General features: G+C 57.5%; 14 protein-coding genes and 1 tRNA gene. 6 read left to right on the top strand and 9 right to left on the bottom strand.

Annotated elements, in window-relative coordinates:
- The first annotated feature begins 251 nt into the window (after window positions 1-251).
- The 3 genes from rpsU (at window position 252) to rpoD (ending at window position 4,572) form a co-directional block, all read left to right on the top strand.
- The gene (rpsU, locus tag LB453_RS05315; RefSeq protein ID WP_001144069.1) at window positions 252-467 is read left to right on the top strand and encodes a 30S ribosomal protein S21; all 216 of its coding nucleotides are present in this window, start codon (window positions 252-254) and stop codon (window positions 465-467) included.
- A gap of 118 nt (window positions 468-585) precedes the next feature.
- Entirely contained in the window at window positions 586-2,331 is a 1,746-nt protein-coding gene (dnaG, locus tag LB453_RS05310) for a DNA primase (RefSeq protein WP_103794628.1), read from the top strand.
- A gap of 396 nt (window positions 2,332-2,727) precedes the next feature.
- Window positions 2,728-4,572: an RNA polymerase sigma factor RpoD gene (gene rpoD / locus LB453_RS05305; protein WP_033752514.1), complete on the top strand. Its 1,845-nt coding sequence runs from the start codon at window positions 2,728-2,730 to the stop codon at window positions 4,570-4,572.
- A gap of 66 nt (window positions 4,573-4,638) precedes the next feature.
- Here rpoD and mug read toward each other — a convergent pair whose 3' ends face one another.
- The gene (gene mug, locus LB453_RS05300; protein ID WP_103794627.1) at window positions 4,639-5,157 is read right to left on the bottom strand and encodes a G/U mismatch-specific DNA glycosylase; all 519 of its coding nucleotides are present in this window, start codon (window positions 5,155-5,157) and stop codon (window positions 4,639-4,641) included.
- Window positions 5,154-5,744 (bottom strand): TetR/AcrR family transcriptional regulator, encoded by a 591-nt coding sequence (locus LB453_RS05295; RefSeq protein WP_103794626.1) that lies wholly within the window; start codon window positions 5,742-5,744, stop codon window positions 5,154-5,156. The genes mug and LB453_RS05295 overlap by 4 nt, the downstream gene beginning before the upstream one ends.
- Before the next feature lie 132 nt (window positions 5,745-5,876).
- On the opposite strand from LB453_RS05295, the gene LB453_RS05290 reads away from it, so the two are divergent.
- The 3 genes from LB453_RS05290 (at window position 5,877) to LB453_RS05280 (ending at window position 7,470) form a co-directional block, all read left to right on the top strand.
- Complete coding sequence (locus LB453_RS05290; RefSeq protein WP_103794625.1) at window positions 5,877-6,671, top strand: SDR family NAD(P)-dependent oxidoreductase; 795 nt, start codon at window positions 5,877-5,879, stop codon at window positions 6,669-6,671.
- Between the two features lie 223 nt (window positions 6,672-6,894).
- A tRNA-Ile gene (locus LB453_RS05285) sits at window positions 6,895-6,970 on the top strand.
- Between the two features lie 125 nt (window positions 6,971-7,095).
- Entirely contained in the window at window positions 7,096-7,470 is a 375-nt protein-coding gene (locus LB453_RS05280; RefSeq protein ID WP_103794624.1) for a hypothetical protein, read from the top strand.
- A 22-nt stretch (window positions 7,471-7,492) separates the two neighbouring features.
- Here LB453_RS05280 and LB453_RS05275 read toward each other — a convergent pair whose 3' ends face one another.
- The 7 genes from LB453_RS05275 to LB453_RS05245 form a co-directional block, all read right to left on the bottom strand.
- Entirely contained in the window at window positions 7,493-7,711 is a 219-nt protein-coding gene (locus LB453_RS05275; protein ID WP_103794623.1) for an ogr/Delta-like zinc finger family protein, read from the bottom strand.
- A 63-nt stretch (window positions 7,712-7,774) separates the two neighbouring features.
- Window positions 7,775-8,872: a phage late control D family protein gene (locus LB453_RS05270; RefSeq protein WP_103794622.1), complete on the bottom strand. Its 1,098-nt coding sequence runs from the start codon at window positions 8,870-8,872 to the stop codon at window positions 7,775-7,777.
- Window positions 8,869-9,354: a phage tail protein gene (locus LB453_RS05265; RefSeq protein ID WP_033752523.1), complete on the bottom strand. Its 486-nt coding sequence runs from the start codon at window positions 9,352-9,354 to the stop codon at window positions 8,869-8,871. Before LB453_RS05265 ends, LB453_RS05270 begins: the two co-directional genes overlap by 4 nt.
- Window positions 9,354-12,035, bottom strand: coding sequence for a phage tail tape measure protein (locus LB453_RS05260; protein ID WP_103794621.1), 2,682 nt, complete (start codon window positions 12,033-12,035; stop codon window positions 9,354-9,356). The genes LB453_RS05265 and LB453_RS05260 overlap by 1 nt, the downstream gene beginning before the upstream one ends.
- Window positions 12,028-12,153, bottom strand: coding sequence for a GpE family phage tail protein (locus tag LB453_RS05255; RefSeq protein WP_224481611.1), 126 nt, complete (start codon window positions 12,151-12,153; stop codon window positions 12,028-12,030). The genes LB453_RS05260 and LB453_RS05255 overlap by 8 nt, the downstream gene beginning before the upstream one ends.
- An 11-nt stretch (window positions 12,154-12,164) precedes the next feature.
- Window positions 12,165-12,467, bottom strand: a complete 303-nt coding sequence (locus LB453_RS05250) for a phage tail assembly protein (RefSeq protein ID WP_033752527.1) — start codon at window positions 12,465-12,467, stop codon at window positions 12,165-12,167.
- Between the two features lie 54 nt (window positions 12,468-12,521).
- A complete protein-coding gene (locus LB453_RS05245) occupies window positions 12,522-13,037 on the bottom strand; it encodes a phage major tail tube protein (protein WP_033752530.1) in 516 nt (171 codons plus the stop codon).
- Window positions 13,038-13,043: the final 6 nt, after the last annotated feature.

Genomic DNA, 13,043 nt, shown 5'->3' with positions numbered 1-13,043 from the left:
GTAGCATAGCAACGCCTGCGTTCGTCGACGCTTTCGCTGTAAAAAGTGATTCCGTGGCGCGCAAAGAGTGCGCTATACTCCGCACCCTTGAAAAAAACCGGCAGCCGCATCGGCAAACGCTCCTGTTGGTTCTTAATTGTCCATGGTGCTTTACAAACCGACTCGTGTTGGAGTAAAATGCTGCACCATTTTGAAATGTGCTGACGCCGCAGTCAGCAGCAAAAACCGAATTTTATCGAGGTGAGAGTTACATGCCGGTAATTAAAGTACGTGAAAACGAGCCATTCGACGTAGCACTGCGTCGCTTCAAGCGTTCCTGCGAGAAAGCAGGCGTTCTGGCTGAAGTTCGTCGTCGTGAGTTCTATGAAAAACCGACCACAGAACGTAAGCGCGCTAAAGCGTCTGCAGTTAAGCGTCACGCCAAGAAACTGGCTCGCGAAAACGCACGCCGCACTCGTCTGTACTAAGTTCTTCCGGAGGTTCGCCTCCACCGCGTGTTAAACGCAGACAGAGTCAAGTAAGAGGCCGTGCTTTCCGAAAGGAAGCGCGGCTTGTTGCCGTTTATGAGCTGAAAAACTGGGGCTTATGGCTGGAAGAATCCCGCGCGTCTTTATCAATGATCTGCTTGCCCGCACGGATATCGTGGATCTTATCGATGCCCGCGTTAAGCTGAAAAAGCAGGGTAAGAACTTCCACGCGTGTTGTCCCTTCCACAATGAAAAAACCCCCTCTTTCACCGTAAACGGCGAGAAGCAGTTTTATCACTGTTTCGGCTGTGGCGCGCACGGCAACGCCATCGACTTTTTGATGAATTACGATCGGCTGGAATTTGTCGAGAGTATCGAAGAGCTGGCGACGCAGCATGGTCTGGAAGTGCCCTACGAAGCGGGCAGCGGCCCGAGCCAGATAGAGCGCCACCAGCGCCAGAGCCTCTATCAGCTGATGGAGAGCCTTAACGGTTTTTATCAGCAGAGCCTGACGCACGCCAGTGCGCGATCGGCGCGTGACTATCTCAGCAACCGCGGCTTAAGTGCTGAAGTGATTGAGCATTTCGCCATCGGCTTCGCGCCGCCGGGCTGGGATAACGTCTTAAAGCGCTTCGGCGGCAATAAAGACGATCGCGAGTCCCTGATGGAGGCCGGCATGCTGGTTTCCAACGATAAGGGCCGCACCTATGACCGCTTTCGCGAGCGCGTCATGTTTCCAATTCGCGACAAGCGCGGACGCGTAATTGGCTTTGGCGGCCGTGTGCTGGGTAACGAGACGCCCAAGTACCTGAACTCGCCGGAAACGCCGATTTTCCATAAGGGCCGTCAGCTTTATGGCCTCTATGAAGCGCAGAAGAATCATCCGCAGCCTGCCCGCCTGCTAGTGGTGGAAGGCTATATGGACGTGGTGGCGCTGGCGCAGTTCGGCATCGATTACGCCGTGGCGTCGCTGGGTACCTCCACGACGGCAGAACATATTCAGCTGCTGTTCCGCAGCACCGATACCGTGATCTGCTGCTACGACGGCGACCGCGCGGGTCGGGAAGCCGCCTGGCGCGCGCTGGAAACCGCATTGCCTTACATGAATGACGGACGTCAGCTACGCTTTATGTTTTTGCCCGACGGCGAAGATCCCGACACGCTGGTGCGTAAAGAGGGAAAAGAGGCGTTTGAAGCGCGTATGGAGCAGGCGATGCCGCTCTCCTCTTTCCTGTTCGACTCGCTGCTGCCGCAGGTCGATCTGAGCACGCGCGACGGTAAAGCGCGCCTGAGCACGCTGGCGCTGCCGCTGATTAGCCAGATCCCCGGCGAGACGCTGCGCATCTATATGCGTCAGGAACTGGGTAATAAACTCGGCATTCTTGACGATAACCAGTTAGAGAAGCTGATGCCGAAGCAGGCACCCAGCGGTGCGGCACCGACGGCGCCGCCGTTAAAGCGCACCACGATGCGCGTGCTGGTGGCGCTGCTGGTGCAAAACCCGCAGCTGGCGACGCTGGTGCCCACGCTTGAGGGGCTGTCGCAGGTAAAAATGGCGGGCTTACCGCTGTTTGCTGAATTAGTCAGCCGTTGCACTGAGAATCCTGGATTGACTACCGGACAGCTACTAGAGTTATATCGCGGGACAAATTTTAGTCAGACGCTTGAAACCTTAGCCACGTGGAACCACATGATAGTGGATGAGGAAGTTGAAGCGGTGTTTCATGATTCGCTGGCGAGTATTTACGACGCCGCGCTTGAACAGCGTCTGGAGGAGCTGATCGCTCGCGATCGCACCCAGGGTTTAAGCGCAGAAGAGCGCCGTGAATTCTGGACCTTAAGCCAGGCGCTGGCGAAAAAGTAAAATTTTAACTGGGTCAGAATGTTGCGCGTAGTCAAAGGCGCATCTCTGACCCATTCGTTTCTGGGGCAATGCGCCGCAAGCCGAGGCTCAGCGACGCGATAAGCCAGCCCGGAGACGCAACGAGTCTGGCATGACACAGCGCGCCGTTAGCAACACTGGGGCGATAAAGCCAGCCAGTTCAGAGCGCATTGCCAGCAGGGCCGTCGAGAGAGCCCTGTACGCACAGTAAGAGGCGTAGCCTCGAACAGAATACAAAGCGGCTTAAGTGCCGATATATGAGGGGCAAAAGCCCTGGCCGCGACGAAGGCAGCGGCAATAATACAACGCCTTCACTGTTATAGTTGGCTCGCTGCCGACCGACACCAATCTAATTAACAGAAGTGTGGATACCGTCTTATGGAGCAAAACCCGCAGTCACAGCTTAAGCTGCTTGTCACCCGTGGTAAGGAGCAAGGCTATCTGACCTATGCTGAGGTCAATGACCATCTGCCGGAAGATATCGTCGACTCCGATCAGATCGAAGACATCATCCAGATGATTAACGATATGGGTATTCAGGTGGTGGAAGAAGCCCCTGACGCCGACGATCTGATGCTGAACGAAAACAGCGCCGATACTGACGAAGATGCCGCGGAAGCCGCCGCTCAGGTGTTATCCAGCGTAGAATCTGAAATTGGCCGCACCACCGACCCGGTGCGCATGTATATGCGCGAAATGGGTACCGTTGAGCTGCTGACGCGCGAAGGCGAAATCGACATCGCCAAGCGCATCGAAGACGGTATCAACCAGGTACAGTGTTCGGTTGCGGAATATCCGGAAGCCATTACCTATCTGCTGGAGCAGTACGACAAAGTCGAAGCGGGCGAATCTCGCCTCTCCGACCTGATCACCGGCTTCGTGGATCCAAACGCTGAAGAAGATCTGGCGCCTACCGCCACCCACGTCGGCTCTGAGCTGTCTCAGGAAGACCGCGACGACGACGAAGATGAAGACGAAGAGAGCGAAGACGACAGCTCCGATGACGATAACTCTATCGATCCGGAACTGGCGCGCGAGAAATTCGTCGAGCTGCGCACGCAGTATGAAACGACCCGCCTTGTTATCAAGAGCAAAGGTCGCAGCCATGCTGACGCAGTCAAAGAGATTCAGAACCTTTCTGACGTCTTTAAGCAGTTCCGCCTGGTGCCGAAGCAGTTCGACTACCTGGTGAACAACATGCGCGAGATGATGGAGCGTGTGCGTACGCAAGAGCGCATCATCATGAAGCTGTGCGTTGAACTGTGCAAAATGCCGAAGAAAAACTTCATCACGCTGTTTACCGGCAACGAGACCAGTGAGAGCTGGTTCAAAGCCGCGCTGGCCATGAATAAACCCTGGTCAGAGAAGCTGAAAGAAGTGGAAGAAGATGTGATGCGCTGCCTGCAGAAGCTGCATCAGATCGAAGAAGAGACCGGCCTGACCATCGAGCAGGTTAAAGATATCAACCGTCGCATGTCTATCGGCGAAGCCAAAGCGCGTCGTGCGAAGAAAGAGATGGTGGAAGCGAACCTGCGTCTGGTGATTTCAATCGCGAAAAAATATACCAACCGCGGTCTGCAGTTCCTCGACCTGATTCAGGAAGGCAACATCGGCCTGATGAAGGCGGTTGATAAGTTTGAATACCGTCGCGGCTACAAGTTCTCGACCTATGCGACATGGTGGATCCGTCAGGCGATCACCCGCTCTATCGCCGACCAGGCGCGTACCATCCGTATTCCGGTGCATATGATTGAGACCATTAACAAGCTCAACCGTATTTCGCGCCAGATGCTGCAGGAGATGGGCCGCGAGCCGACGCCGGAAGAGCTGGCCGAGCGCATGCTGATGCCGGAAGACAAGATCCGCAAAGTGTTGAAAATCGCTAAAGAGCCTATCTCTATGGAGACGCCGATTGGCGACGACGAAGATTCGCATCTGGGCGACTTTATCGAAGACACCACGCTGGAGCTGCCGCTCGACTCTGCGACCTCCGAGAGCCTGCGTTCTGCTACCCATGACGTTCTGGCGGGCCTGACCGCGCGCGAAGCCAAAGTGCTGCGCATGCGTTTCGGTATCGATATGAACACCGACCATACGCTGGAAGAGGTGGGCAAACAGTTCGACGTTACGCGTGAGCGTATTCGTCAGATTGAGGCGAAAGCGCTGCGCAAGCTGCGCCATCCGAGCCGCTCGGAAGTGCTGCGTAGCTTCCTGGACGACTGATTGCATTAGCGTTAAAAAAACCCCGGCCTGCCGGGGTTTTTTATTGCCTCTTTTCTGCCTCGCGTTCTATTCCACATCCTGCTGCAGCGCATCATAGAGCTGTCGGTAGGCCGCGACGATCTCGTCAAGAGAGGCGCGGTTAAGGCCGCTGGGATTGGGCAGCACCCAGACCTGGGTTTTGCCCATAAAAATGCCCTGTAAGCCCCACTCCACCTTGCGCTGATTAAAGGCGCGCTTAAAGGCGTCTTTGCCGAGGATCGCCAGCATGCGCGGCTGGTAGTTAAGCACCTTATCGGTCAGGCGCGCGCCGCCGTCGCGCAGCTCCTCAGCCGCCAGCTGGTTCGCCTGCACGGTGGGACGCTCTACCAGCATGGTGATGCCGCAGCCGGTCTCCAGCAGCCGCTGCTCCTCTTCAGGTTTGAGCTGCTCTCGGGTAAAACCCGCCAGATGCAGCACCTTCCAGAAGCGGTTGCCGGGGTGGGCGAAGTGATAGCCGGTGTGCGCGGTCGAGTGCCCGGGATTAATGCCGCAGAACAGCACCTCCAGGCCGGGCGCAATAATGTCGCTGATGTTGTGCTCGCTCATGCCGCCTGCTCCAGTCCGGTGCGGCGCTTCAGCGCCTGCCTGCTGCGCGCCAGCATGGTCGCGGAGAGCGCCTTATCGGGACAGGCGCGCGCCAGCGCCAGCGCGCCGACCATTTCAGCCAGCAGGCTGCTGGCGAGCGCCTCGGCGTCGCGCTGTCCCAGCTCAGCGAGCAGTTCGCCTAACCGCTGCAGCATCGAAGTGACGCCCTGGGTAAAAATAGCTTGCGCCTCTTCTGGCAGATGACCGACCTCGCTGACCAGCGCGGGCACCGGGCAGCCCTCGGCGCGGCAGTCGCGATGCGCCTCTGACAGGTAATAGTCAATCAGGGCGCCCAGCCGTGCGGCCGGATCGGTGCCCTGCCACAGCGACGCCATGCGCTGCGCCGAGTCGGTAAACATTTCGGCGATAACCGCCTGCACCAGCGCCTCGCGCGAGTCAAAGTGCGCATAGAAGCCGCCGTGCGTCAGCCCGACGCGCTTCATCAGCGCCGCCACGCCGATGCTTTCCGTGCCGCATTCACGCATCACCCGCGCCGCCTCATCGAGGATACGCTGTCGCGTGCGCGCCTTGTGGCTCTGTTTATCCATCACTTTTTTCCCGCTGATATGTTCTGCCATTGATAGTAATTATTACGATCATCATATTCCAGCTTGACGGTGAATATGATGGTCGTCATATTGATTATAAATATGACAACCATCATACAAAAGAGGTTCATCATGTCAGCATCATCACAAGGCTTTGCTTTAATTACCGGCGCATCAAGCGGCATTGGCGCCACCTACGCTCGACGCCTGGCGGCGCGCGGCTACGATCTGATCCTGGTGGCGCGCGACCAGGCGAGGCTGGAGACGCTGGCGCAGACGCTGCGGCGACAGTATCAGATTGAGGCGCGTATTCTGCGCGCCGATCTGACTGATGCGGGCGATCTGCGGCGCGTTGAGCAAGAGCTGCGGGACAACCCCGCGATTACGCTGCTGGCGAATAACGCCGGTATGAGCGTGGACGGCGAGTTTATTGATGCCGATATCGATCGCATTGAGACCATGCTGGCGCTCAACATCATCGCCCCTGCCCGCCTGGCCCATGCGGCAGCCAATGCGTTTCGCGCGCGCGGACGCGGTGTGATTATCAATATCGCCTCGGTGCTGGCGCTGATGCATGAGCGGTTCAACGGCGCCTATAACGGCAGCAAATCCTTTGTGCTGACGCTGACCCGCTCGATGCAGCGCGAGCTGGAGAACAGCGGCGTGCAGGTGCAGGCCGTTTTGCCAGGCGCTACGCGAACCGAGATCTTCGACCGCTCCGGTAAGTCGATTGATGAGCTGCCGGCCGGTATGATTATGGAAGTGGAAGAGATGGTGGATGCCGCGCTGGCGGGACTGGAAGCGGGCGAAGCGGTGACCATCCCTGCGCTGGAAGAGATGGCGCTTTGGCAGGAGTATGACCGGGCGCGCGGCGCGATGCTGCCCTATCTTTCGCTAAACCAGTCGGCGTCGCGCTATCGCGACTGAGAGCCTGATGCTTTTAAGGTAAAAGCGAGGGTAAGAACCAGATAAGAGACGGGCCAGAGCGGGTTTGCTTACCCACTTTTGCTGGAGGGAATAGCTGAAAGCGGGCCGCGTGTTCTGGAAATAGTTAGTTTAATCAAGCACTCATGCGCTGGAGGATTTTTGAGCATCCGGCGGATGAGTGCTGGATCGCCTGAAACAGATACATTATAATCCCCGCTCCGCTGGCCCCTTAGCTCAGTGGTTAGAGCAGGCGACTCATAATCGCTTGGTCGCTGGTTCAAACCCAGCAGGGGCCACCAAATTTTAGCTTAAAAATCATTGAGTTAAGCCACCTTTTATTGGTGGCTTTTTTGTTTGCCGCGAGGTCATTGGCAGCAAAATGGCAGCAGATTTTTTGCCTAATCTCTAGTCTGAGGCTCATAACATGAAAAAAACCGCTTTAGCGCTTACCCTGTTCGCTTCCCTCAGTGCCCTGGCTGAAGAGGTGCCGAAGCCAGTACAAGAAGTGATTAACGTCTATCAACACTCTTCGTCCTCCCTGGAGAATGGTGTGCTTTCAATGACCATCACAAAACCTACCGTTAATGAAGAAATTGCTACCTCATTTTTTCGCGGGATATGCGATACGCAATATGTTGGGAAAAGCTGGCAACCTTCCCTGATTAAGAAAGTTGTAGTTTTAAACTCTTCTCAGGATCAGGAAGTGGTAATGAACGGAGGCGGCGCTGAATGCAAGAAGTTAGCGCCAATGAATATGAATGAGTCTGAAGTGTATATAAAGTCTCTGATTCAAAAATAAACCCGCATTAGCGGGTTCTTATTTATAACCAGAGCGCGCCCTGAAGTGTTCTGTCAGGATGCGGAGGGGCAGGCTTGACCTTGCCCGGATTCATTATAATTTCTGCCACTGTTTCATGGGACTTGAAGGTGCAACCACAATTGATGTTTTGGCACTGGTTATAGCGCTCCTTCGTTGACTTAGAAACTTGAAAGCTACTACGCGTATGGGCCGCATTCCCACACAATGGACAATTCATCATAACCCAGCCCCTTAATCTCATTTTGGGTGGATAATACACAAAAAACCCCAATTGGGATACTTCTTATTCCATTTCTAATGAGTCGATTTTGACTTCAAGATCAATGCTTGTTGTATAGCCACTGTCCGCGCTGAGGCTGTGCGTAAGCGTCGTTACAATCCATTCGCCCGCGTCTATCTGCTGCTTGAAGCCGCTCACCTTTACCGGCATTTCGGTGTAGAGATCTGCCCGGCCGCGAGCCAGCTGTATAGAAAACGACGCAACCCCGCGCTGCAGGCGCTCCCAACGCATTTTGGCCGCGCGCTCTGCATTGGCCCGGTTTGCATAGGTACGGCTCAGCACCAGGACGTTTTCATCCGTTCCGATCAGATAATCGCCCTGTTTGGCTTCTGGCTCTTTTTTCTTTGTCGTCTTTTTCCGCCTGCGCTTTACTTTCGCCACCGGTTTTTTTGTCGGTTCGCGGGTATGCAGCCAGCTGGCAATCACGCCGGTGTAGGCGTCACGGTCAGCCATGGTAAAGCGGTGGCTGTCGCCGTCCTTGCGTTGAATGGTGATCACCGGCAGCGCCTTACCGCTGGCCGTTTTTCCCTGCCCCTGACGTATGAACAGCAGATTGCCGTTTTTGATAGAGGCTATCGCACCTGACTGTTTCGCCAGGCGCATCAGAAAGCTGGCATCTGACTCGTTGGTCTGGTCAAGGTGATCTACGGCCATCTTCGCCACATCATCACCCAGGGCGATCTTCAGCTTGTGGCGGCCTGCAATGTCTTTCACGATGTCGCCCACGGTTGTCTGGTGCCATGATTTTTCACGCTTAGTATTGAGCGTCTGCCTGAAGTCGGCGCTGCGGGCGCGCAGGGTCAGCCGGTCAGGCGTGCCGGAGTGCTCAATCTCATCCACGATAAAGGTGCCTTTCGGAAAAAGCGCCTCACCCTGCCAGCCGAGCGCGAGCGACAGAGAGACGCCCCGGCGAGGCAGCAGCAGCTGGCAGTCTGCATCGTCCAGCTCGATGTCCAGCTGGTCAGCCTCAAACCCCCGGTTATCAGTGAGCGTCAGGCTCATAAGCCGCTTCTCAATCTTCTGCGTGATGTCCGCGCCTTCAAGCGTCAGCCTGAAAGAAGGGGAATTTGCCTGCCCGTTTATCCATTTCGTGGCGTTCATGAAAGCAGCCCTCCCATCATGCTGGTAACTTTACCCGCGGCGTCCGTCGCCGCGCCCTTCATGGCTGAGAGCTGATCGCTCAGACTGCCAAACATTTCGCCCAGCGTTTCGTCGGTGCGCTTCAGGGTGAGCGTGAACTCAATGCGCCGGCAGACGCCACTGCTGAAAAACTCCGCTTTGGTCTGGCTCAGGCTCTCGATCACAAACATGCCGTAAATGGTGCCGCTTCCTTCTATCAGCGGCCACGCGCGCCCCAGCTCTGCTATCTGCTCCAGCGCCAGCAGTGACAGCCTGCCGCCGGTAATCTCCGGCAGCAGAACGCCCGAAAGCGTCAGCGTTTCATTATCCGGCCCCAGAAACTGGAGGGACGAGCGCACGCCTACGCGGCTGTTTGACGGAAACCGCCAGCTGCGCTGGATCTGCAACTCCTGATAAGGGACCGTCTGCAGCATGAAAACGAACATCCCCAGCGTCATCATCATTATTCAAGTCCTTCTCTGTCGTGGTAACTGCTACGGGCGCGGGCCTTCGCCTGTCGCTCTTTTGCCTCAAGTCTGCGCATAACCTCGTCCGCCACGTCCTGCGCGCTCTGCCCTGGTTGCTGCATGATGGTGATAGGGGCATGAATGGTCACGGGCGATACACTGCCCACCGGTTGCGGTCGTGCCGCTTCCTGCCGGTATGCCTGCGCGGGCTGACTCATCGGATGTAACGGACGCGCAGCCGCTGGCGTTGCAGCCATGCCCATCGCCAGCGCGGCAGAGGCGGCCAGCGCGGCAGTGCGGCGGCGGCTGGTTATGTTGGCCGGGCCGTTCACAATTTCCGGCCCGTTTTCCCCGACGATGCCGAGCTGCCCGGACGGAATATGCCCGCCGGTGTCGTACATTCTCGGAAAAGCCGGGAAGCCGCCCGGCGGCAGCGCCACTTTCCCGTCTGCCGTGACCTGCGCCGGACGTGGTCGGGCTGCCTGCGCCGGTGCGCCTGGCTTGTCGTTGCCGGGCTTCAGAAAGTCCGGCAGGTAATCAGTCAATGAGGACAACTTGCTTTTGAGCGCATCCCATTTCTGGCTGATGCCTGCCAGCAGGCCATCAATCATCTGCGAGCCAGCTTCCTGAAAGCGCGCGGGCAGCGCCTTCACGTCGGCCTCGATTTCCTCCCATTTGGTGCTGATGTAGGTGCGGATGGCCGTCCATACATTGCTGACTTTGGTGCTGATGCCATCCCACAGCGCGGCAAATTTCGGCCCCAGCGTGTCCCAGTTCTGCCAGATATATATGGCCCCCATGGCAATCAGCCCGATCACAGCCAGAATGGGGTTCGCCATCATCAGCCGCCCCAGCCACAGCACGCCATTACCGACAAGGCCAATAGCCTTACGCATGAGGCCAAAAGAACTAAACGCCTGAAGGCCCGTCTTGTTCATAAGCATACGCATTAGCAGCATGGGGCCGATTGTTGACGCAAAGACCAGCAACGCCGCACCTATCCCTGCTGTCACGATGGCAAATCCCGCCGCTATCTTGAACAGCGCCGCCGTCAGTTGCGGGTGCTGTTTTACAAACGAGCCTAATGCGCCAGCGAGATTTCCCAGCCAGTCGGCCACCTGTTTAAGCACTGGCGCGACCGTCTCACCAATTGCAGCCATTGCATTAGTAAACGAGCCGCTCGCCGCATCCCAGCGGTTTGACAGCGTCTTTAATGAGGCGTCAACGCGCTCCCGCAGAGACGCCTGGTTGTCGAGCTTCGCTGCGGTTTCCCTGTACCCGTCAAGCCCTTTAGTAATCATGTTGTTTAGCACTTGCAGCGTTTCCGCATCGTCGCCAAACATATCTTTGAGCGTCCGCAGCCGCTTCTCGGTACTAAGCGCCTTGAGCTGATCCAGCTGCGCATACATTTTCTTAATACCGGCAAATTCTCCTTTGCCGTTGGTGAAATCAAATTTCACCCCCGTGCCCTTAAGGTCTTCGTTCACCCCTTTGATTTTCTTGTTGTCCATCATGGCCTGCAGCACCTTGCGGTAAGCGTTACCTGCCGAGCCGCCGTCCATGCCCTGCTGATCAGCCATCACAAGCAGGGGCGCAAATTCTCTCGCCGCATCGATCCCTTTCTTTTTGATGATGTCCATGGCGCTGCCGATTTTAGAAAAGCCCTGCAGCATGTTTTCCGAATCCACGCCCGCATAAAATCCCTTCTGAATGATGTCGGTGAGCGCCATCATGTCCTTTTCGCTGGTCTGCGTGGCGTCCTGCAGCTTCGCCGCAAACTCCGCCGCATCGGTCGGGGCCATCTGCAGCTGTACGCCGAGATAGGCCGTCGCCTCACCCAGCCCGCCCAGGATCGCCTGCGCGCTCATGCCCTGGCGGCGCAGCATGGTCATCATGTTCTGAAAGTCCGCCGTGGTGCCGGGCAGCTTGTCGCCCAGGCTCACCGCCAGCCTGTTGATTTTTTCATACTCCGGCAGCACCTTAGCGCCCGGCCCCATCATGGAGGCGGCCAGCTGCGTCGCGGCGTTCTCCGAATCCGCATAGGCGCGCACCGGGGCCATCAGGGTCGCGCCGGTAGCTACGCCGGTTGCCACCATGCCCGCGCCGTTACCGGCCAGCTTATTGCGCGTCTCGGTCAGCTTTTCATGCCGTGCCTGGATGTCGCGTATCTTCTGCTGGCGCTCGCCGAGCTTGCGCAGCTCTGCCTGCTGGCGTTCGATTGCCCCGGTTGCCGCCTGCGCGTCCGTTTTTAGCCGGCGCTGTGCCTCGCTCAGCTGTTTTGTATCAATGCCCGCCGCGTTCAGCGCCTCACGCTGGCGCTGCACCGACAGGCGCAGGCCGTTGTAGGTCTCCTGCAGCTGGCTGGCGCGGTTCTTTGCCTGCTCAAGCAGTCTGGCCTGCTGCGCCGTGGGCCTGTTCGTTTCGGTAAACTGCACGGCAAGGCGCGCCGCTTCCTCGCGGGCGGCCTTCAGGTTGTTGGCGGTAACGGCAAGCTGTGAGCGGGTTTTGCGGAATCCGTCAATGCGGCCCGCCTGCTCGTTAAGGGATTTTAGGCCGTCTTTGCTGGCCTTCAGCGCGGCCGACAGCTCCTTAGAGCCGTCGCGCGCGCTGCGAAAGGGGCGCGTGATTTTATCAACCGCGCTTAATACCACCTGCAGCCGCAGGTTTGTGTCACTCATCGTCACCGGCTCCGCTACGCTGCATCGCTTTATGCCGCCACTCCAGCACGTCCGTCAGAGACTCCGCGTACATCACCGGCGGCGGCCAGTGAAAAACGGTAGCGATGTCCGCTACCAAATCTTCTACCGTCAGGCTGTCGGGAAAGCTGACAGCGCCGACTTCGGCAACAAAAAAGTGATCACCTCGACCGACAGGGACAGCAGATCGGCGGGGTCCATTTCGTTAATTTCCTGCACGGTCAGCGCCGGGTTCGTGACGCGCGGCAGCACGGCCATCATCGCGTTCACGTCCATGTCCATCAGCGCCTGCAGGCGGATGCCGCGCAGCGCCCCGGCCTGCGGTTTGCGCACGGTCACGCTGGTAACTTCGGTTTTGCCGCGCAGAATGGGGGTGTCCAGCTCAACAGCTTTTTCGGTAGTTTTGTCGGTCATGGTTATTTTCCGTTTATACGTTTCAGAGCGGCAGGGCTGCCCCTGCCGGGTTTATCAGAGGCCGAGCGCGTTACGGTGCGCTTCCATGAGGTCGGTGCCGTCCACGATGTGGATCATGTTCACGAGGTCAATCTCGTAAACCACTTCGTTGTTAATGGTCAGCTTGGCGTAGCTGTTGGTCGCGGACACCTTGGTGGTGCTTGAATCGCCGGTCTTCCACTCGCCGGAATCCAGCTCTTTGTAGCGGCCGCGCGTGACCAGTTCGACCGCCTGCACTTCGCCGGTGTCGTCGCGCTGGATAGAGCCGGTAAAGCGCAGCTGCACGCCGTCCACGGTGGCGGTGCCCAGCTGCTTGAACAGCAGCGCCTCGGTGCCGCCTACAGTGAACTCCGTATCCAGCGCGCCGTCGTCCAGGCCCATGTCAATGTCTACCGCACCGGCCATGCCGCCGCCGCGGTACTTCTCAAACTTGCGGGTGACTTTTGGCAGGGTGATGGACTCAACCAGCCCCTGCCAGTTGTTGCCTGCGTTAAACACGTTCAGGTGCTTGAGCTTGCGGGGTAATGCCATGTTTCA

It is taken from the genome of Pantoea agglomerans (genome assembly GCF_020149765.1).
Taxonomy (GTDB): domain Bacteria; phylum Pseudomonadota; class Gammaproteobacteria; order Enterobacterales; family Enterobacteriaceae; genus Pantoea; species Pantoea alvi.
This window is presented reverse-complemented; position numbering and strand designations above follow the sequence as displayed.

What these genes read in the sequence shown, in the direction of transcription:
- mug (WP_103794627.1), bottom strand. Translation starts at nt 5,157, where the DNA reads ATGAGCGAGCACAACATCAGCGACATTATTGCGCCCGGCCTGGAGGTG.
- LB453_RS05260 (WP_103794621.1), bottom strand. Translation starts at nt 12,035, where the DNA reads ATGAGTGACACAAACCTGCGGCTGCAGGTGGTATTAAGCGCGGTTGAT.
- LB453_RS05250 (WP_033752527.1), bottom strand. Translation starts at nt 12,467, where the DNA reads ATGACCGACAAAACTACCGAAAAAGCTGTTGAGCTGGACACCCCCATT.
- rpsU (WP_001144069.1), top strand. Translation starts at nt 252, where the DNA reads ATGCCGGTAATTAAAGTACGTGAAAACGAGCCATTCGACGTAGCACTG.
- LB453_RS05295 (WP_103794626.1), bottom strand. Translation starts at nt 5,744, where the DNA reads ATGGATAAACAGAGCCACAAGGCGCGCACGCGACAGCGTATCCTCGAT.
- rpoD (WP_033752514.1), top strand. Translation starts at nt 2,728, where the DNA reads ATGGAGCAAAACCCGCAGTCACAGCTTAAGCTGCTTGTCACCCGTGGT.
- LB453_RS05290 (WP_103794625.1), top strand. Translation starts at nt 5,877, where the DNA reads ATGTCAGCATCATCACAAGGCTTTGCTTTAATTACCGGCGCATCAAGC.
- LB453_RS05275 (WP_103794623.1), bottom strand. Translation starts at nt 7,711, where the DNA reads ATGATGAATTGTCCATTGTGTGGGAATGCGGCCCATACGCGTAGTAGC.
- LB453_RS05265 (WP_033752523.1), bottom strand. Translation starts at nt 9,354, where the DNA reads ATGATGATGACGCTGGGGATGTTCGTTTTCATGCTGCAGACGGTCCCT.
- dnaG (WP_103794628.1), top strand. Translation starts at nt 586, where the DNA reads ATGGCTGGAAGAATCCCGCGCGTCTTTATCAATGATCTGCTTGCCCGC.
- LB453_RS05270 (WP_103794622.1), bottom strand. Translation starts at nt 8,872, where the DNA reads ATGAACGCCACGAAATGGATAAACGGGCAGGCAAATTCCCCTTCTTTC.
- LB453_RS05245 (WP_033752530.1), bottom strand. Translation starts at nt 13,037, where the DNA reads ATGGCATTACCCCGCAAGCTCAAGCACCTGAACGTGTTTAACGCAGGC.
- LB453_RS05280 (WP_103794624.1), top strand. Translation starts at nt 7,096, where the DNA reads ATGAAAAAAACCGCTTTAGCGCTTACCCTGTTCGCTTCCCTCAGTGCC.